Origin of the sequence: Hephaestia caeni (assembly GCF_003550065.1) — a bacterium.
GTDB classification, from domain to species: domain Bacteria; phylum Pseudomonadota; class Alphaproteobacteria; order Sphingomonadales; family Sphingomonadaceae; genus Sphingomonas; species Sphingomonas caeni_A.
Genome location: NZ_QXDC01000003.1, coordinates 1,028,680 through 1,047,113, shown reverse-complemented (window position 1 = coordinate 1,047,113; position 18,434 = coordinate 1,028,680). Strand labels below are relative to the sequence as shown.

The window sequence follows — 18,434 nt, the reverse complement described above, 5'->3', positions numbered from 1 at the left end:
GTTACACCGGCATGCTCATGATGTCCTTATAGGCGGACAACAGCTTGTTTCTGACTTGTAGCGTCGCCTCGAACCCGACCGAGGCCTGCTGGCGCGCCAGCATGACCTTGGCGATGTCGATCGTCTCGCCGCGTTCGTAACTTTCCGACAGCGCACCCGCCTGCCGCTGCTGCGCGTTGACGCTCTGGAGCGCGTCTTCGAGCGTCGCGGCGAAGCTCGCCGGCTTGGTCGCCGGTGCCGAGGTGACGGGCGATGCCCCGCCGGCCGCACCGGCGCGCTGGAGCGCCTCGTTGCGTTCGAGGATCTGGGCCCGCAGCGCCATCACGCGATCGATCGCGCCACCGCCGCCGCCCGCACCGATACCGCCGACGCCGCTCATGCCGACGCCACCCGGGCGATATCATCGCCCTGTTCGCGCGCCTTGGCGAGGCGATAGCGCAAGGTGCGCTCCGAAATGCCGAGCTTCTTCGCGGTTTCGATCCGGCTACCGCCGCACGCCTTCAAGGTCTCGCGGATATGCGCGAATTCGCTCATCTGGACGATGTTGCTGAGCGTCTCCGGCGCGTCGTCGCCGGACGCTGCGGGTGCCGATGCCGGCGCCGACGTCACCCGGTCGAACACGATGTGGCTCGCGTCGATCGTATCGCCGGCGGCGAACAGCAGCGCGCGCTGGATCACGTTTTCAAGCTCGCGGACATTGCCGGGCCAGTCGTGCGCGGCCAGCTTGTCGATCGCCGAGGCGTCGGGCCAGGGCACCGCCTCGCGCGTGCCGGCGTGACGCAGGATCAGCGCCGCGGCGAGCGCGGGGATATCCTGCGGGCGCTCGACGAGCGGGCGGGTCGCCAGCGGAAAGACGCTGAGGCGGTAATAGAGATCGGCGCGGAAGCGCCCGGCCGCCACTTCGTCCTGAAGATCGCGGTTGGCGCAGGCGATCACGCGCACGTCGATCGCCTCGGGCGTGGTCGCGCCGATCGGGATGACTTCGCGTTCCTGGAGCGCGCGCAGCAGCTTGGCCTGCAACGTCAGCGGCATCTCCGACACTTCGTCGAGCAGCAAGGTGCCGCCGTTCGCGGCGCGGAAAAAGCCTTCGCCGCCCGACGACGCGCCGGTGAAGGCGCCCTTCTGGTGGCCGAACAGCAGTGCCTCGAGCATCGTCTCGGGCAGCGCCGCGCAATTGATCGCGATGAAGGGGCCGTCGCGGCGACTCGAGCGCAGATGGATCGTGCGCGCCAGCACTTCCTTGCCGGTCCCGGTCGGGCCGTTGATCAGCACGGTGATGTCGGCGGCGGCGACACGGTCGGCGAGCGCGTAGAGCGCAAGGCTTTCGGGGTCGGCCGCGGTCGGCGTTTCGGGATCGGTGACGAGCGCGCGGGCGAAGGCGTTGCCGATCGCGGCGTCGTCGCTGCCATAGCCGATCCGGGCCGGGCCGCCGTCGCGCGCGGGATGGAGATACCGCCCTTCCGGCGACACGATCAGCGTCCGCGCCGGCACCGGCGGCGTCTCGCCCTCGGCGATCAGGAACACCGAATCGGGCCCCGGCTGATCCGCCTCGAGCGACCGGATCGGTGATCCTTGCGCCCGCAAGGACGAGATGAGCGCGTATTTCTGCTCGCGCACGGCGGCTGACGGAAAGAGCGGTCGCATCAATGAGTTCCCCCTTGACCGCCTCTTGCCCGATTGTTGGTAAACGCAGAGTTAAGTTTACCGGCCGCCCGGCAAAATTCTGCCTGTTGCCAGCCGCGTATGCGCCCACGCGCGAGGCGGCATGATTTTGCGCGCACCACGACGTCGAATGTCGATTGGGCCTAAAGCCGCTCCGCCGACGGTCGTTAGCTGGTTTGGCGGCTCGGCCCTCCGCCGAAAAGGGGGCGGCGGGGATCGCCAGGCAATACGGAGATCGGAACAATGACTGTTATCGGAACCAACATCGGAGCGCTCCGCGCGGCCAACGCGTCGACGACGGCGAACGCCTCGCTCCAGCAGAGCATGCAGCGCCTGTCGACCGGCAAGCGCATCAACTCGGCCAAGGACGACGCGGCCGGCCTCGCCATCGCGGCGTCGATGACCTCGCAGATCCGCGGCATGAACCAGGGCGTGCGCAATGCCAACGACGGCATCTCGATGGCGCAGACCGCCGAAGGTGCGCTCGACGAAGTGACCAACATGCTCCAGCGTATTCGTGAGCTGGCGGTCCAAGCGTCGAACGGCACCTATTCGACCGACGACCTGACCAACATCAAGGCCGAGGTCACCGAGCTGCAATCGCAGATCACCAGCATCAAATCCAACACCGAGTTCAACGGCATCAAGCTGTTCGACGGCACCGCCGGCACCTCGGGCACGGTCACGGTGCAGGTCGGCGCCAACGCCGCCGACACGGTCGATCTCTCGTTCACCGAGATCGATCTCGACGACGCCGTTGCTTCGGACCTGTTCGACGATCCGTCGGGCGCGCTCGCGACGCTGACGACCGCGATCAACACGGTCTCGACCGCTCGCGCCACGCTCGGCGCCGGCCAGAGCCGCCTGACCTCGGTGGTCAACAACCTGACGTCGAACGCCACGAACCTGACCGATGCGCGCAGCCGCATCGAGGATACGGACTTCTCGGCCGAGACGACCAACCTCGCCAAGGCGCAGATCCTGTCGCAGGCATCGACCGCGATGCTCGCCCAGGCGAACCAGAGCCAGCAGAACGTTCTGACGCTGCTGCGCTAAGTAAAGCGTACGGCCCCGGCGCCGCCCCCCTTCAAGGGTGCAGGGGCCGACCGGCTCTCCCGCGGCGCGGGAGTGCAAACCGAAACCCCGGTGGCGTCCGCGCCGCCGGGGTTTTGCTTTGCGTGAGGGACCAGGCTCGCCATTCCGTCATCCCAGTGCCTCCACGTCGTCACCCCGGACTTGTTCCGGGGTCCAATGGGCGGCAAGTGCCGACGCAGAGGTTCGAGCGTAGCGTCCGCGGCACGTTGGACCCCGGAACAAGTCCGGGGTGACGATTAGGCCGGGCGAATCAGGAAATCGCGGCAATCAAAACAACGCCTGGCTCGAATGGGCGCGGCTTTGCTCAGACCCGCTCGGCGAGCACCTTCTTCAGCCTGGCGTGCGCGGCGGATTTGATCTGGCATACGCGCGCGGCGCCAACGCCGAGCACCTGGCCGATCTCCTCGAGGTTCAATTCCTCGACATAATAAAGCTGCACCACCTGCGCCTCGCGCTCGGGCAGCCCTGCGATCGCGGATGCCAGCGCGTCGCGCAGATCGGCATCGGCGAGCTGTGCAAAGGCATCGGGCTCGTCGCTCGCGAACCACGGCGCTTCATCCGAATAGACATCGTCGATCGTCTCGAAGCGCAGCGGCTCGGCGGTCGCATATTCGGCGCGCAGTTTCTCGACCGAAACGCCCAGCCGCTCGGCAACCGCCACCTCGTCGGGCGCATTGCCGCTCTGGTCGGTGAGCGCGGCGATCGCGTCGTTATACTGGCGGCGGCGTTTCATCGCGCCGCGCGTCAGCGTCGCCTGGCGGCGCAATTCGTCGATCATCGCCCCGCGCACGCGGGTCGCGAGATATTGGTCGAAGGTCACTTGCCCGCGATCCTCGAACGCCGCCGCCGCCTCGACGAGCGCGACGAGCCCGATCTGGATCAGGTCCTCGACCTCGACGATGCTGCTCATCGTGCCGTGGATATGCCACGCGATCCGCCGCACCAGCGGCAGATGCTTGTGCGCGAGCGCTTCCATCGCAGTCCGGTTCGCCCCGTCGCGCGCATAAGTGAGCGGCGCGGGCGAGGGCGAGGGCGCGTAGAAATCGCGTTTCATCGACTGCGCGTTCATGCCGGGATCGCCTCGGGCGCGCCGATCACGGCGACGACCTCGACCGACTTGTCCTCGGGGACTTCGAAGAAGCTCATCACCGGCGTGTCGGGCAGGCACGTCTTGACCAGCTTGCGGATCGCGACGCGGATCGCGGGCTGGACGACGAGCGCGAACGGCTTGGCCTCGGCGACGAGCGGCTGCGCCGCGCGCTGGAGCGCGTCGACGATGCGCCGGCCGAGATCGGGCTCGATCGTGTGGCGCTGCGCCGGATCGCCGCGCACCGCCTGCCCCAGCAGCCCTTCGAGCTGGCCCTCAAGCGTCATCACACGCAGCGGTTCGTTGACGGTGCACAGCCGCTGGATGATCAGCGCGCCCAGTTCGGGACGGATCAGCTCGATAATCTCGTCGGCATCCACCGTCTTCTGCGCGGCGACCGAGATCGCGGCGGCGATGCGGCGGAATTCCTTCAACGATATGTTCTCGGCGAGCAGCCCACGCAGCACCTGCGTCAGCGTGGTGAGCGGCAGCGGCTGCGGCGACAGCGAGGCGACCAGATGCTCGGCGCGTTCCTTGAGGCCGTCGAGCAGGCTCTGGACCTCGTCGGGGCCGAGCAGTTCGGCCGAATGCTGTGCGAGCTTGTGGTTGAGATGGGTCGCGATCACCGTGCCGGGATCGACGACGAGATAACCCTGCCCGGTCGCGGCATCGGCATCGCCCGGCGCGATCCACACCGCGTCGAGCCCAAAGGTCGGATCCTTGGCCTTCTTGCCCGAAAGCTGACCCACCGCCTGCCCGGTATCGAGCGCGAGCATCTCGTCGGGCGAGACGCTGTCCTCGGCGACGACGACGCCGCCGACGACAACGCGATAGGCGTAAGGCTGCATATTGATGTCGTCGCGCACGCGCACCTGCGACACGACGAAGCCCAGTTCCTTCGACAATTGGCGCCGCACCCCGGTGATCCGCCCCATCAGCGGCGCGCCGCGGCGCTCGTCGACCAGCGGCACCAGCCCGTAGCCGATGTCGAGATTGACCTGCATCGTATCGGTGACTTCGTCCCAGCCGATCCGCGCGAGATCGACCGGCTCGGCATCCTCGGGCGCGTCGGCCACCGCCGGGCGCCCGGCATCGCGGTTGATCTTCCACGCGAACGCGCCGGCGGCGATCGCCGCGGGCAGGATCACGAGATGCGGCATCCCGGGCAGCACGCCGAGCAGCGCGAGGATCACCGCCACCGGCGTCCATGTCCGCGCCGAGCCGAACTGGCTGCCGATCTGGCCGGCGAGATCGTGGTTCGAGGCGACGCGGGTGACGATCGCGGCGGCCGCGATCGAGAGCATCAGCGCGGGGATCTGCGCGACCAGCGCGTCGCCGATCGCGAGCAGCAGATAGGCGCGCGCCGCGTCGCCCACCGCCATGCCGTGGCTCACCATGCCCAGGATCAGCCCGCCGATGATGTTGACGCCGAGGATCAGCAGCGCCGCGATCGCGTCGCCCTTCACGAACTTGGACGAACCGTCCATCGATCCGTAGAAATCGGCTTCGGTCGACACCTCGACGCGGCGCGCCTTGGCTTCCTCGGGCGTCAGCAGCCCGGCATTCAAGTCGGCGTCGATCGCCATCTGCTTGCCCGGCAGGGCATCGAGCGTGAAGCGCGCCGACACTTCGGATACGCGGCCCGCGCCCTTGGTGACGACGATCATGTTGATGATGACGAGGATCGCGAACACGAACAGGCCGACGACGTAATCGCCGCCGATCATGAAGGTGCCGAACGCCTCGATCACATGCCCCGCGGCCGCTTCGCCCTCGTGCCCGTGAACGAGCACGACGCGCGTCGAGGCGACATTGAGCCCCAGCCGGAACAGCGTGGCGAACAGCAGCACGGTCGGGAAGGCGGAGAAATCGAGCGGCTTCTGCGCGTTCAGAGCGACCATCAGCACCGCAAGGCTGATCGTGATGTTCATGATGAAGAAGATGTCGAGCATCGCCGCCGGAATCGGCACCACCATCAACAGCACGAGCAGCAGGATGGCAACGGGAAGCGCGGCGTTGCGGGCGAGCGGGCCGAAATTGCGCCGCGACAGGGCAGTCACCACCGCGTCAGCCCCCCATGCTCGCGAGCATCATATAGGCGAGCCGCGCGGTCTCGGGCGTCGGCCGCAACAGATTGGCGTCAGCGAGCTGCGTCTTGCCATTCAAGCGATCGAGCGTCGCGGCAGCCCATTGCACGGCATCGTCGGCGGCGACCCCGTTGCCGGTGATCACCGTCGATTCGCCGCCGAGCCCGAGCGCGCGCACCTGCGCGGCAAAACCGCCGCCGGCCGAATCGGATGCGAGCCCGGTGCCGCCAACCGCGGCGGCGCCGCGATCGAGCTTGTCGGCGAAGCGCTGATAGATGTCCGCCATCGTCCGCTGCCGGCCGTCAGCGGCATAGAAGATGCCGCGATTGGCGCGCGCTGCGGCCGGAAACAGGCTCGCAGCGCCGCGATCGGGATCGCTCGCCATCGTCGACAGGAAGCTGCGCGCACCGCCGAGCCCAAGGAAGTGCGCCATATAAAGGTCGGTGCCCGTCACCGGCCGGCCGAGCGCGCCTTCGAGCGCCGCCTTGTTGTCCGATGCGTGTTCGGCCGCCATCAGCGAGGCGACCTTGGGATCGTTGCGCAAGCCCAGGATCGCCTGGCGCATCGCGCCGTCGGCGACGGTCATCCGGCCGTTATTGTCTGCGATGCTGTCGGCTGCCCAGCCGAGCCCGTGTTCGGCGCCGTGCTGTTTGACCACCGCGAGCCAGCTCTGGTCGATGAACTGATAGAGCCCGGTCGCGCTCGACGTGCCGGCGCGCGCATTAGGGCGCAGCCCGCTTTCGACCTGCGCCTGGCCGAGCAGATAGTTGAAGTCGATTCCGGTCTTGCGGCTCGCCAGCGCGATCGCTGACTGGACGCTGCCTGTGGGCGGTATCGAAGGGACGCTCATCGGATCCTGACTGCCTTGTCCGTGTCAGGGACAATTCAGCAAGGATCGTGCCAAAAAATTTGCGCTCCTGAAGAGACCTTCAACAGCCCCCGTCACCCCGGACTTGTTCCGGGGTCCAACGTCCCACAAGCGCTACCGCTTGTGGATGGTTGGATGCCGGAACAAGTCCGGCATGACGGAAATGGATGTTTTCGTGCGCGTTACGCGCAGGCGTAGCCGCCCGCGCCGGGCGCATAGGCGTTGCCGCTGGTGCCGGCCAATTGTTGCAGGCGGCGGCGAACATTTGCCGTCATCAGGTTGACGTATATCCGGCAGGTCTCGTTGAGGCGGTTCGCCTCCTCGGCCAGCTCGCGCACGTCGGCGCTCGGCGGCGCTTCGTCGTCATTGGCGGCAACCGCCTCGATCCCTGTCAGCTTGTCGCGGGTCGCGCGCTCGAGCGCGACGATGTCGTTCGCCTTCAGCGCCGCGATCTCGGCGTGGAGGCAATCGATCACGCGGATCAGGGCGTCGCGCCGGGTCATTGGCCGCTCCACGCGTTGCGCATCGCGACGAGCTTGCCCGCGACCGCATCGGGCTGCACCGAAAAGCTGCCGTCGGCGATCGCCTGATGAAAGCGCGCGACGCGTGCCGCATCAACCGGGGCGCTCGCGGCCATGTCGCGCGCCAGGCTGGCGACGGCGGACCGCGCCGTCTCGTCGGCGCTCCCCACGTTCGATCCCGCCGGGCGCACCGCCGCCGCCTTCGCCAACGGCGCGAGGCCGTGGACGGGCAGAACCGGCTTTGAACCGACGGGAGCAACCATGTCTGCGGAGCCTTCTGTTATGCCGACATCGCATTCAACGACCGACGCGCGCGGCGCTTTAGCATTTTTTTCCTATGGCTGATCCGCCCAGCCCGGCAGCGTCGCGCGACCGGGGGCGACCGCGATCGCCTGGAACTGGGTCTTGTCGCCATCGCCTTTCGCCAGAAAGCGTTCGCCGGGGGCGGCATTGCCCATCGCGATCGCCTCGCGCGAGATCGAGAAGCCCGGCGATCCCGCCGCGACCACGATCGGATCGCCGCGCTTGATCACCGGCTGCTGCTTCACCGGCGGCGCCACGGCGACCACCGCGCTGGCAGCGGCGACCGTCACCGGCGCGGCGTGGTGCACGGGCACGAAGATGCGCCAGTTCGGCCCCGAGCAAGCGACGACGACCGCGTCGTGCCGATCGGTGCGCCACGACAGGGCGACGGTGGGACATTGCGCGAGCTTGAGCCGCTTGTCGACGGGCGCGCGCGCGCCGCCGTCCTCGCCGATACCATGCCCGGCGAACGCGGCGACCGCGCGGTCGAGCGCGGCAATGTCCTGGAAATCAGCGGCGGCGGCGGGCGCAGCGATCAGCAGCGCGGGCATGATCAGGCGGAACATCTTGGTCTCCCTCAAGGCAATACGGGTCATTTCGGGCCTCCGGCAAAGCCGAGCGTGACGATCACTTCGCGGCGCCTCGCGCCGGGCCGGTCGGCGGCGTTGACGATCGTCATCCGCCCGGGCGCGACGCGCGTACCCGCGAGTGCGGCGGCAACCGCGCGCGCGCGATCGGCCGCGAGCACCGCGCCGTTGCCGGTCGCGGGATCGACATCGGCGGCGCTGCCGTCGACGCTGCCGGCGATCTTCAGCGTCACGCGCGGGTCGCTGGTCGCGGTGCGCGCCCAGGCGATCAGGCCGTCGGGTGCACTCGGCAACACCGCCGATCCGGGCACGAAATTGAGCATCGCCGCGGCCGCGACCGGCATCGGCTCGGGCGCGGCCGGCGCCGGCTCTCCGCCGAAGCCTTCGCGGAAACCGTTGGCGAGCGCGCGCTTGTCGAGATGCTGCGTCGCCTGCATGAACACGAAGAAGCCGACCAGCAGCAGGCTGAGATCGGCGAGCGTGGTCAGCCAGATCGGGCGCCCGGCGCGCTCGGTGGAATGCGGCGCGATCATGCCGCGGCCTCGTTGGGGACGGCGCGCAGCCGCGGGCGCTCGCGCTCGGCGAGGCCGATCAGCGGCGCCTCGATCCGTTGGCGTTCGCTCGCCTCGATCCGCGCGGCGCGGCGCAACCGCGCGGCGATCGGCATCGCGACCAGGCTCGCGAGAACCGCACCGTAAAGCGTGGTCAGCAGCGCGATCGCCATCGCCCCGCCGATCGATTGCGGATCGTCCATCGCGGTGAACATGCCGACGAGCCCTATCAGCGTGCCGATCATCCCCATCGCCGGTGCGAGTTCGGCGGCGGCGGCCCAGACGTCGGCGGCGGTGGCGTGGCGTTCGTCGCGGGTCTCGCGCTGCTCGGCGAGGAGCGTCGCGATCTCGTCGGGGCCGGCACCATCGACGATCGCGGCGACCGCGGCGGCGACATCGGGATCGCGGATCACCGAACGATCGAGCGCGATCACCCCGTGGCGCTGCGCGATTCGGCCGAGCGAGGCGACCTGCGCGACCAGCGCGGTGGCATCGAAGCGGCGACGGAACAGTACGCGCACCGCCGCCAGCGCGCGCGCCAGATCGCGGCGCGGCGTCCTCAGCACCGTGCCGATTGCGGTGCCGCCGACGACGATCGCGATCGCGCTCGGGTCGAGATAGGCGCCCAGCATCGGCGTGAAGGTGAGGGTGGTGCTCATCATTGCTCCTTCGCGTTTCGCCCGGGCGTTGCAAGCCGCGCGCCAAACCGGCCACCCGCGCGAAGCCGCCGCCACAAGCATCCGATCCGCCACCCACGCGGCGCGGGCTTGCCGCTGGCCGGCAACATCTTGCCGCCCGGCCCGGCCCCGGCTTGCCGATTCCGCGCAAGCCACGCCCCCGCCGCCGCCTTTGCGCATTTGGCACGCCCCTTGCTGGAAAGGGCGCGGATACATTTGCGCGAGGGGACACCCATGCCCAACGACACTCTTTTCGGCGTTCATGCAGCAGCGCTCGAAGTGCGTTCGAAGCGCATGGGGCTGCTCGCCTCGAACATCGCCAACGTCTCGACGCCGGGCTTCAAGGCGAAGGACATCGATTTCCAGGCCGCGCTCGCCGCGGTCGAACGGACCGGCAATCCGGCATCGCTCGACGGCGCGCTCCAGTATCGCGTGCCGCTCGAACCGTCGCTCGACGGCAACACCGTCGATCTCTCGACCGAGCAGACCGCGTTCGCGGAGAATGCCGTCCAGTATCAGACGACGCTGTCGTTCCTGAACGGCCGCCTCTCCACGATCACGCGCGCGCTCAGGGGAGAATAAGCCATGACCGATTCGCCGCTCACCATCTTCCAGGTCGCCGGGCGCGCGATGTCCGCGCAGCTCGTGCGGATGAACACGACCGCGTCGAACCTCGCCAATGCCGGCGGCATCGCGTCGAGCGCGGACGCCGCGTACAAGACGATCAAGCCCGTCTTCCGCACCCAATATGACAATGCCACCGGCCTCGCGACGGTGAACGTCGAACGCATCGTCACCGCGGGCGAGGAGCCCACCAAGCGCTACGACCCCACCAACCCGATGGCCGACGAGAACGGCAACATCTGGGAAAGCGCGGTCGATGAGACGCGCGAGCTGGTCGACATGATGGAGACCGCGCGCAGCTACCAGAACAATGTCGAGGTCATGCAGACCGCCAAGTCGCTGATCCTCGACACCCTCAAGCTCGGACGCTGATCATGACCACCGCTTTCGATTCGACGCTCGCCAGCCTCGGCATCGGCCGCACCAACGCGGGCAATGCGCCGGCGGTGCAGACGCGCCAGCAGCAGCAGACGCTCGATCAGTCCGATTTCCTCGAACTGATGACCGCGCAGCTCAAGAACCAGGATCCGTTCAGCCCCGTCGACAACACACAGATGGTCGCCCAGATGGCGCAATTCTCGAGCGTCGCGGGCATTGCCGAGATGAACTCGACGCTGAAGGCGATCTCCGACAAGCTCGCCGGCGGCTCGACCAGCGACGCGCTGTCCTATGTCGGCCGCACCGTGCTGACGCCGGGCAACGTTGGGTATGGGCGCACCGACGGCGGCATCGCCGGCGCGGTCGAACTCGCCAAGGACGCCAGCGACGTCATGGTGACGATCGCCAATGCCGATGGCACGGTGCTCAAGAGCTTCTCGCTCGGCGCGCAGGATGCCGGCACCGTCGCCTTCGACTGGGACGGCACCACCGACACCGGCGAGGATGCCGGCGACGGTCCGTTCCTCGTCACCACGATGGCGATCAACGGCAGCGCCGAGATCGCCAGCCAGCCGCTCGTCTGGGCGCCGGTCGCGGCGGTGTCGTTGCCCGCCACCGGCGATCCCCTACTCACGCTGCCGGGCCTCGGCTCGGTGCCGATTTCAGACATCCGCCAGGTCGGCTGATCTCTTCGTCAAGGAGCAACACCCATGTCCTTCTATACCTCGCTCAGCGGCCTCAAGGCCTCGCAGACCGAAATGTCGACGATCTCGCACAACCTCGCGAACGTCTCGACCAACGGCTTCAAGCGTTCGGACACCGAATTCGCCGACGTCATCGCGTCGAGCGTGTCGGTCAACCCGACCAAGATGATCGGCTCGGGCACGGTGGTAAAATCAATCCGCCAGCAGTTCAGCCAGGGCAATCTCGTCCAGTCCGAATCGTCGCTCGATCTCGCGATCACCGGCGACGGCTTCTTCGCGGTCAAGCCGAACATCGGCGGCGCGCAGGTCAACTACACCCGCAACGGCAGCTTCCTCGTCGATGCCGATCGCTATGTCGTCGACGGCCAGGGCAGCCACGTCCAGATCTATCCGGTCGACGGCTCGGGCAATGTCGTCGCGACCAGCGCGAGCGCGCTCGCCAGCCTGCGCCTGCCCGCGACCAGCGGCACGCCCAACCCGACGCAGAACGTCGCGCTCGCGGTCAATCTCGGCGCGACCACCGAGGTTCCCACCACCGCGACCTTCGATCGCTTCGACGCGTCGAGCTACAACAAGGCCGTGACGACGACCGTGTACGATTCGAACGGCTCGCCGATGACGATGACGACCTATTACAAGCGCACCTCGGCCCCCGTCGCGACGGTGCCGCCCGCGGCGCCCGATCTGTCGAGCACCTGGGAAGCCTATACCTTCGTCGGCGATCAGCAGATGCAATCGGGCGCGGGCGATCATATCGCGCTCAGCTTCGACAATGCCGGCACGCTGACCAATCCGGCGGCGCCGATCCAGTTCGGCGTGTTCACGCCGTCGGCCACCGCATCGAACCAGCAGATCACGATCGATCTCGCCGGCACGACCCAGCGCACCGCCGCGGGCGAGGTGCTGACCCAGACGCAGGACGGCGTCGCGGTGGGCGAATTGCAGGGGGTGACGATCGACGAGAACGGCTTCGTCAAGGCGAGCTTCTCGAACGGCGACAACCAGATTCTCGGCAAGGTCGCGCTCGTCAACTTCTCCAACCCCTCGGGGTTGCGCCAGCTCGGCAATTCGACCTGGGCGTCGACCGGTATTTCGGGCGAGCCCACTTATGGCGAAGCCAATGGCGACGGGCTCGGCGCGCTGATGTCGGGGGCGGTCGAAAGCTCGAACGTCGACATCACCGAGGAACTCGTCAGCCTGATCGCGGCGCAGCGCAACTTCCAGGCGAACGCCAAGGCGCTCGATACGTCGAGCCAGATTTCCGAGACGATCTTCAACATCCGCTGATCGCGGACAAGGGGAACCGGGGACGATAGATGGACAAGCTGGTCTACACCGCGGCATCGGGCCTGCGCGCGCACATGGCGGCGCAGGCGGCGATCGCGAACAACATGGCGAACGCCTCGACCACCGGGTTCAAGGCCGATCGCGTCCGGTTCGACCAGCTCTATCTGATCGGCCAGGGGCTCGAGACGCGCCGGCCCACCTCGGAAGAGGTGATCGACGCCGATCGCAACCCCGGCACCGTGCAGCAGACCGGCCGCCCGCTCGACGTCGCGATGGCGGGCAATGCCTGGCTCGCGGTGCAGGCGACCGACGGCAGCGAAGCCTATACACGGCGCGGCGATCTTTCGATCGCGGCATCGGGCGTCTTGGAAACCGGAGACGGTTTCCCGGTGATGGGCTCGGGGGGGCCCATCACCGTGCCGCCCGCCGACAAGGTGCAGATCGCCGCCGACGGCACGATCTCGATCCTGCCTTTGGGCGCCGAGAAGGGCACCGAGATGCAGGTCATCGACAAGCTCAGGCTGGTCAGCCCCCAAGGCTCGGACACGCTCAAGGGGCTCGACAACCTGCTCCATGTCAACGGCGGCGGCACGCTGCCCGAGAATATGGACGCCAAGGTCGAGGTCGGCGCGCTCGAAGGCTCGAACGTCGACATGACGCAGGCACTGGTCGACATGATCCAGAACCAGCGCAGCTACGAGGTACAGGCCAACCTTCTGAAAGAGGCCAAGAACATGGACGAGAGCGGCGCATCGGTGATGCGCATGCCTAGCTGAGGAAACAGGATATGAGCAGCGCAGCCATGCACATCGCGCGGACCGGGCTCGACGCCCAGGATACGCGCATGCGGGTGATCTCGAACAACCTCGCCAACGTCAACACGACCGGGTTCAAGAAAGGCCGCGCCGCGTTCGCAACGCTGGCCTATCAGACGATCACCGCGCCGGGTTCGGCGAGCACGTCGGAGAGCAAATACGCGACCGGCCTCAACCTCGGCACCGGCGTCAAGATCCAGGGCACCGCCCGGATCGACACGCAGGGCGACATGCAGACCACGGGCAACGCGCTCGATCTCGCGCTCGACGGCGACGGCTATTTCCAGGTGCAATTGCCCGGCGGCCAATTGGGCTACACGCGCTCGGGCAATTTCTCGCGCTCGCCCGAAGGGCTGCTGATCACGAGCGAAGGTTATCAGGTGATGCCCGGCATCACCGTGCCCGAAGGCACGACCGCGATCACGATCGGCACCGACGGCACCGTCTCGGCGACGATCCCCGGCCAGACCGAGCCGAGTGAGATCGGCCAGATTCAGGTCGCGAGCTTCCCCAACACCGCCGGCTTGCAGGAAATCGGCGACAATTACCTTGTCGAGACCGCGGCCTCGGGCCCGGTCAGCCTCGGCATCGCCGGCCTAGAGGGCCGCGGCAACATCCGCCAGGGGATGCTCGAAGGCTCGAACGTCAACGTCGTCGAGGAACTGGTCGACATGATCGAGACGCAGCGCGCCTATGAGGTCAATTCGAAGATGATCTCGGCGACCGACGACATGCTCAAATACGTCAACCAGAACATCTGATGCGCACGCTTCGCACCCTATCGCTCGGTCTGGCCGCCGTCGCGCTCGTCGCCGGCGCCGCGCACGCACGCGACAAGCATCGCGAGGATTACAGCCTCACGCTGCCCCCGCCGCCGCCGCCGCCATCGGCCGACGGCGCGATCTTCCAGGCCGATGCCGGCTATGCCGCGCTCTACGAAGGCTGGAAGGCGCGCCGCGTCGGCGATCCGCTGACGATCGTGCTGGTCGAACGCACCGTCGCGTCCAAATCCTCGACCTCGCAGCTCGATTCGAAGGGCCAGTTCGGGCTCATCCCGCCGACCACGGGCGCCCTGGCGCTGTTCGGCGAATCGGACGCGACTTTCGGCGGCAAGCGCGGCTTTGACGGCAAGGGCACCGCCGGGCAGCAGAACGTGCTCTCGGGCGAGATCAGCGTCACCGTGGCGCAGGTCTATCCCAACGGCACGATGCTGGTGCAGGGGCAGAAGCGCGTCACGCTCAACCGCGGCGACGAATTCATCCAGATCAAGGGCATCGTCCGCATCGCCGATATCGACGCGCAGAATCGCGTCGCCTCGACGCGGGTGGCCGATGCGCAGATCTCGTACACCGGCAAGGGCGATATCGCCCGTGCCAGCCGTCAGGGCTGGCTCAGCCGGTTCTTCCAGATCATCAGCCCCTTCTGACGGAGCGCAAGCCGGTCATGATCCGCACCTTTCTCGCCTGTCTCGCCGCCCTGCTCCTGGCCCAGCCCGCTCATGCGGACCGGATCAAGGATCTGGGCGCGTTCCAGGGCATCCGCACCAATCAGCTCACCGGCTACGGCATCGTTGTCGGCTTGCCGGGCACGGGCGACGACAATCTCGAATACACGATCCAGTCGATGAAGTCGGTCGCGTCGCGCTTCGGGCTGCAACTGCCGCCTGCGGTCAATCCCGCGCTCAAGAACGCCGCGGTGGTGATGGTGACGGCGGAGCTTCCCGCCTTTGCCAAGCCGGGGCAGAAGCTCGACATCACCGTGTCGTCGATGGGCAAGGCCAAGAGCTTGCGCGGCGGCGCGCTGATCCTCACCCCGCTGCTCGGCGCGGACGGGCAGATCTATGCGATGGCGCAGGGCAACCTCGCGGTCGGCGGGCTCGGCGCACAGGGCGCCGACGGCTCGAAGATCGTGATCAACATCCCCTCGAGCGGCCGCATCCCCGAAGGCGCGACCGTCGAGCGTGCGGTCAACACCGGTTTCGCCACCGCGCCGCGGCTCACCTTCAACCTCGCGCGCGCCGATTTCACCACCGCGCAGCGCGTCGCCGCCGCGATCAATTCGCGGCTGGGCAACGGCCGCGCCGAAGCGGTCGATGCCGTCTCGGTCGCGATCGCGGCACCACAGGGCGCCGACGTGCGCACGATGCTGATGAGCGAGATCGAGAATCTCAACGTCGTCTCGGCCGATCCGCCCGCGCGCGTCATCGTCAACGCACGCACCGGCACCGTCGTCATCAACAATGCGGTGCGCGTCGGCCCGGCGGCGGTCAGCCACGGCAAGCTCACCGTGCGCATCGACGAGCAGCAGCGCGTCAGCCAGCCGGCGCCGTTCAGCAAGGGCCAGACCGCGCTCGAACAGAACAGCACCGTCGCCATCGACGAGGAAATGCGCCCGATGTTCCTGCTCGATCCCGGCCCGCAGCTCGCCGACATCGTCAAGGCGGTCAACGCGATCGGCGCGTCGCCGGCGGATCTCGTTGCGATCCTCGAAGCGCTCAAGGAAGCCGGCGCGCTCAACGCCGACCTGATCGTGCTGTGATGGTCGATACCGCCGCCTCCCAGATCGCGTCGCTGACGCCCAAGGTCTCCGCCGATACCAAACGGCTGGCGACGCGCGACAATCTCGACGCTGCGGGCCAGCGGTTCGAGGCGATCTTCACGGGCATGATGCTCAAATCGATGCGGGCTGCGAAGCTCGCCGACGACCTGTTCGATTCGAAGGCGCTCGATACCTTCCGCGACATGCAGGATCAAAAGGTCGCCGAGACGATGGCGAGCCACGCGCCGATCGGGATCGGCAAGGCGATGGTCGAGTTCCTGGCGCGCGCCGATGCGGCGTTGCAGGCCGATCCCGCCGCCGCGCCCGATTCGGCAGATAGCTCGGGGAACCGCACATGACCGACCTTCTCGGCATCGGCGCCTCGGGCGTCCGCGCCTATCAGACCGCGATCGGCACGACCTCCGAAAACATCGCCAACGCGGGCACCGCGGGCTATGTCCGCCGGACCACCACGATGAACGAGGTCGCCGCCGCGTCGCGCGGCATCAACGGCAACGCGCCGCTGGTCGCCTCGGGCGTGGTCGTCAGCGGGATCGCACGCGAAAGCGACGAACTGCGGCAGGTCGCGGTGCGCAGCGCCGGCGCCGATCTCGCGCGCAGCGAAACCGCGGTCACCTGGCTCGACCAGATCGAGCAGGCGCTCACGCGCAGCGGACTCTCGGGCGCGCTCACCGGCTTCTTCAACGCGACCCGGGCGATCGCCGCCGATCCGAGCGCGAGCGCCCCGCGCCTCGCGATGCTCGATTCGGCCTCGGGGCTGGCCGATGCCTTCAAGGGCACCGCGTCGCAGCTCGCCCAGCTCGGCCGCGATCTCGATGCGACCGCGGGCAATGCCGTGACGACGCTCAACGATCTCGCCACCGGTCTCGCGCGCATCAACGACGGACTGAGCCGTGCCACGCCGGGCTCGACCGGCAGCGCGCAACTGCTCGACCAGCGCGACCAGATCCTCGAACAGATGAGCGCCTTGAGCGACATCAGCGTGACGATGGATGTCGCCGGGCGCGCGACGGTCAGGCTCGGCAGCGCGAGCGGCCCCGTCTTCGTCACGCCGGGGGTCGATCCGGGCAAGATTCTCTACAGCCGCAACGTGGACGGCGCGGTTTCCTATGGGCTGCGGCGTAATGGCGTCACCCAGTCGGTATCGCCCTCGGGCGGTGCGCTGGCGGGGATCGCCGACGCCGCGCAGCGGCTCGCCGCCGCGACCACCGAGATCGATCGCGTCGCCACCGAATTCGTCGACGGCGTCAACGCGGTTCAGGCCGCAGGCGAGGATCTCGACGGCCATGCCGGCGGGGCGATGTTCGCGATCGGTGCCGATGCCGCGAGCATCACCGTCACGCTCACCGATCCGCGCGGGATCGCCGCGGCCGCCCCCGGCGGCGGCACGCGCGACAACGCCAACCTCGCCAGCTTCGATACGCTGCGCGCCTCGGGCAGCGCCGAAGGCGCCGTCACCGCGCTCGTCGCCGAAAACGGCGCCGCGCTCAGCTCGCGCCGGACGGTGGCGGCGGCGCAGACCTCGATCCATGACGGCGCAATCGCCGCGCGCGATCAGATGTCGGGCGTCAATCTCGATTCCGAGGCGGTCGATCTGATGCGCTACCAGCAGGCCTATCAGGCCTCGAGCCGCGTGATCCAGGTCGCGCGCGAAATCTTCCAATCGATCCTCAACGTGAGCTAGCCCCATGCAGATCAGCACCAGCCTGTTCTTCGCCCGCTCGACATCGCAGATGGCGGCGCTGTCCGCGCATGCCGACACGCTCCAGGCGCAGATCTCGACGACGAAGAAATACGCCGCCCCGTCGGACAACATCATCGCCTATCAGCGCTTGCAGGGGATCGCGCGCACCGGCGCCGACGCGTCCGCCTATGCGACCAACGTCCAGCTCGCGCAGACCCTGCTCGGGCAATCGGATGCGACGCTGGAAAGCGTTCTCGATCAGGTCCAGCGCGCGCAGGAACTCGCCGTCCAGGCGGGCAGCGACACCTTTTCCGATTCGGATCGCGCGTCGATTGCGGTGCAGTTGCGCGCGATCCTCGACGATCTGGTCAACCTTGCCAACACCACCGACGCGCGCGGCCAGCCGCTGTTCGGCGCGGGCTCGGCCCAGACGGGCGTCACCCGCGCGACCGACGGCAGCGTCGGCTTCGCCGGCAGCGGCGATCCGATAGCGATCCCGGTGTCGGATACCGTCAGCATCCAGCCGACCGACAGCGCCGAGCGCGTGTTCGGCGGCATCGCGGGGGCGGGCGGCCCCACCGATGTGTTCGCGATCATCGGCGCGCTCGCCGACACGCTCGAAAACGGCGGCGATGTCGGGGCGGCGGCGGCGACCGCGCTCGGCGACCTCAAGGCATCGGTCGATCATCTGACCGGCGTGCGCGCGTCGATCGGCGCGCGCGGCGCGCGGCTCGATCTCGAACAAACGCGCGCCGCCGACGCCGGCGCGGCACGCGAGATCGATCGCTCGGCGATCGAGGATACCGACATCACCGCCGCGATCACCGAACTGCAAAAGACGATGACGATCCTGCAAGCGACGCAGGCGAGCTTCACCCAGCTCACCCAGCTCTCGCTGTTCAACTACATCAAGTAATTACGGCGCCGGTAACCAAATAGCGACGA

At 68.0% G+C, this 18,434-nt stretch carries 22 protein-coding genes; 12 read left to right on the top strand and 10 right to left on the bottom strand.

The window, feature by feature from the left end; translation table 11 throughout:
- Position 1 precedes the first annotated feature (1 nt).
- Both fliE and DFR49_RS13545 read right to left on the bottom strand, forming a co-directional pair.
- Entirely contained in the window at positions 2-379 is a 378-nt protein-coding gene (fliE, locus tag DFR49_RS13550; protein ID WP_119036157.1) for a flagellar hook-basal body complex protein FliE, read from the bottom strand.
- Positions 376-1,644: a sigma-54 interaction domain-containing protein gene (locus DFR49_RS13545; RefSeq protein WP_119036156.1), complete on the bottom strand. Its 1,269-nt coding sequence runs from the start codon at positions 1,642-1,644 to the stop codon at positions 376-378. Before DFR49_RS13545 ends, fliE begins: the two co-directional genes overlap by 4 nt.
- A gap of 261 nt (positions 1,645-1,905) precedes the next feature.
- Here DFR49_RS13545 and DFR49_RS13540 point away from each other — a divergent pair, with 261 nt between their 5' ends.
- Positions 1,906-2,718 carry a flagellin N-terminal helical domain-containing protein gene (locus tag DFR49_RS13540; protein WP_119036155.1) on the top strand — a complete coding sequence of 271 codons (813 nt, stop codon included), beginning with the start codon at positions 1,906-1,908 and terminating at the stop codon, positions 2,716-2,718.
- Positions 2,719-3,061: 343 nt separating this feature from the next.
- Here the strand turns inward: DFR49_RS13540 and fliA are convergent, their stop codons facing one another.
- The 8 genes from fliA to DFR49_RS13500 form a co-directional block, all read right to left on the bottom strand.
- Positions 3,062-3,826: an RNA polymerase sigma factor FliA gene (fliA, locus tag DFR49_RS13535; protein ID WP_425454945.1), complete on the bottom strand. Its 765-nt coding sequence runs from the start codon at positions 3,824-3,826 to the stop codon at positions 3,062-3,064.
- Positions 3,823-5,904, bottom strand: coding sequence for a flagellar biosynthesis protein FlhA (gene flhA / locus DFR49_RS13530; protein WP_281271770.1), 2,082 nt, complete (start codon positions 5,902-5,904; stop codon positions 3,823-3,825). The genes fliA and flhA overlap by 4 nt, the downstream gene beginning before the upstream one ends.
- Before the next feature lie 7 nt (positions 5,905-5,911).
- On the bottom strand, positions 5,912-6,781 hold the full coding sequence (locus DFR49_RS13525; protein ID WP_119036153.1) for a lysozyme family protein: 870 nt from the start codon (positions 6,779-6,781) through the stop codon (positions 5,912-5,914).
- Positions 6,782-6,981: 200 nt separating this feature from the next.
- The gene (locus tag DFR49_RS13520; protein ID WP_211325879.1) at positions 6,982-7,302 is read right to left on the bottom strand and encodes a flagellar protein FlgN; all 321 of its coding nucleotides are present in this window, start codon (positions 7,300-7,302) and stop codon (positions 6,982-6,984) included.
- Complete coding sequence (gene flgM / locus DFR49_RS13515) at positions 7,299-7,583, bottom strand: flagellar biosynthesis anti-sigma factor FlgM (protein WP_119036151.1); 285 nt, start codon at positions 7,581-7,583, stop codon at positions 7,299-7,301. Before flgM ends, DFR49_RS13520 begins: the two co-directional genes overlap by 4 nt.
- Before the next feature lie 72 nt (positions 7,584-7,655).
- Positions 7,656-8,219, bottom strand: coding sequence for a hypothetical protein (locus DFR49_RS13510; protein ID WP_245968491.1), 564 nt, complete (start codon positions 8,217-8,219; stop codon positions 7,656-7,658).
- Positions 8,216-8,743, bottom strand: a complete 528-nt coding sequence (locus DFR49_RS13505; RefSeq protein ID WP_211325878.1) for a flagellar motor protein MotB — start codon at positions 8,741-8,743, stop codon at positions 8,216-8,218. Before DFR49_RS13505 ends, DFR49_RS13510 begins: the two co-directional genes overlap by 4 nt.
- The gene (locus tag DFR49_RS13500) at positions 8,740-9,420 is read right to left on the bottom strand and encodes a MotA/TolQ/ExbB proton channel family protein (protein WP_245968489.1); all 681 of its coding nucleotides are present in this window, start codon (positions 9,418-9,420) and stop codon (positions 8,740-8,742) included. Before DFR49_RS13500 ends, DFR49_RS13505 begins: the two co-directional genes overlap by 4 nt.
- A gap of 252 nt (positions 9,421-9,672) precedes the next feature.
- Between DFR49_RS13500 and DFR49_RS13495 the strand changes: the two genes are divergently transcribed.
- The 11 genes from DFR49_RS13495 to DFR49_RS13445 are packed head-to-tail and all read left to right on the top strand — an operon-like array spanning position 9,673 to position 18,405.
- Positions 9,673-10,020 carry a flagellar basal body rod protein FlgB gene (locus tag DFR49_RS13495; protein WP_119036149.1) on the top strand — a complete coding sequence of 116 codons (348 nt, stop codon included), beginning with the start codon at positions 9,673-9,675 and terminating at the stop codon, positions 10,018-10,020.
- 3 nt (positions 10,021-10,023) lie between these two features.
- Positions 10,024-10,434, top strand: a complete 411-nt coding sequence (gene flgC, locus DFR49_RS13490; RefSeq protein WP_119036148.1) for a flagellar basal body rod protein FlgC — start codon at positions 10,024-10,026, stop codon at positions 10,432-10,434.
- Positions 10,435-10,436: 2 nt separating this feature from the next.
- Positions 10,437-11,126 carry a flagellar hook assembly protein FlgD gene (locus DFR49_RS13485; RefSeq protein ID WP_119036147.1) on the top strand — a complete coding sequence of 230 codons (690 nt, stop codon included), beginning with the start codon at positions 10,437-10,439 and terminating at the stop codon, positions 11,124-11,126.
- 24 nt (positions 11,127-11,150) lie between these two features.
- Complete coding sequence (locus tag DFR49_RS13480; protein WP_119036146.1) at positions 11,151-12,431, top strand: flagellar hook protein FlgE; 1,281 nt, start codon at positions 11,151-11,153, stop codon at positions 12,429-12,431.
- 29 nt (positions 12,432-12,460) lie between these two features.
- Positions 12,461-13,207 (top strand): flagellar basal-body rod protein FlgF, encoded by a 747-nt coding sequence (gene flgF / locus DFR49_RS13475; RefSeq protein WP_119036145.1) that lies wholly within the window; start codon positions 12,461-12,463, stop codon positions 13,205-13,207.
- A gap of 11 nt (positions 13,208-13,218) precedes the next feature.
- Complete coding sequence (gene flgG / locus DFR49_RS13470; RefSeq protein WP_119036144.1) at positions 13,219-14,007, top strand: flagellar basal-body rod protein FlgG; 789 nt, start codon at positions 13,219-13,221, stop codon at positions 14,005-14,007.
- Positions 14,007-14,672, top strand: coding sequence for a flagellar basal body L-ring protein FlgH (locus tag DFR49_RS13465; protein ID WP_119036143.1), 666 nt, complete (start codon positions 14,007-14,009; stop codon positions 14,670-14,672). The genes flgG and DFR49_RS13465 overlap by 1 nt, the downstream gene beginning before the upstream one ends.
- A gap of 17 nt (positions 14,673-14,689) precedes the next feature.
- The gene (locus tag DFR49_RS13460) at positions 14,690-15,784 is read left to right on the top strand and encodes a flagellar basal body P-ring protein FlgI (protein ID WP_119036142.1); all 1,095 of its coding nucleotides are present in this window, start codon (positions 14,690-14,692) and stop codon (positions 15,782-15,784) included.
- Positions 15,784-16,143 carry a rod-binding protein gene (locus DFR49_RS13455; protein WP_119036141.1) on the top strand — a complete coding sequence of 120 codons (360 nt, stop codon included), beginning with the start codon at positions 15,784-15,786 and terminating at the stop codon, positions 16,141-16,143. The genes DFR49_RS13460 and DFR49_RS13455 overlap by 1 nt, the downstream gene beginning before the upstream one ends.
- A complete protein-coding gene (flgK, locus tag DFR49_RS13450; protein WP_119036140.1) occupies positions 16,140-17,489 on the top strand; it encodes a flagellar hook-associated protein FlgK in 1,350 nt (449 codons plus the stop codon). The genes DFR49_RS13455 and flgK overlap by 4 nt, the downstream gene beginning before the upstream one ends.
- A 4-nt stretch (positions 17,490-17,493) precedes the next feature.
- A complete protein-coding gene (locus DFR49_RS13445) occupies positions 17,494-18,405 on the top strand; it encodes a flagellin N-terminal helical domain-containing protein (RefSeq protein WP_119036139.1) in 912 nt (303 codons plus the stop codon).
- Positions 18,406-18,434 lie beyond the last annotated feature (29 nt).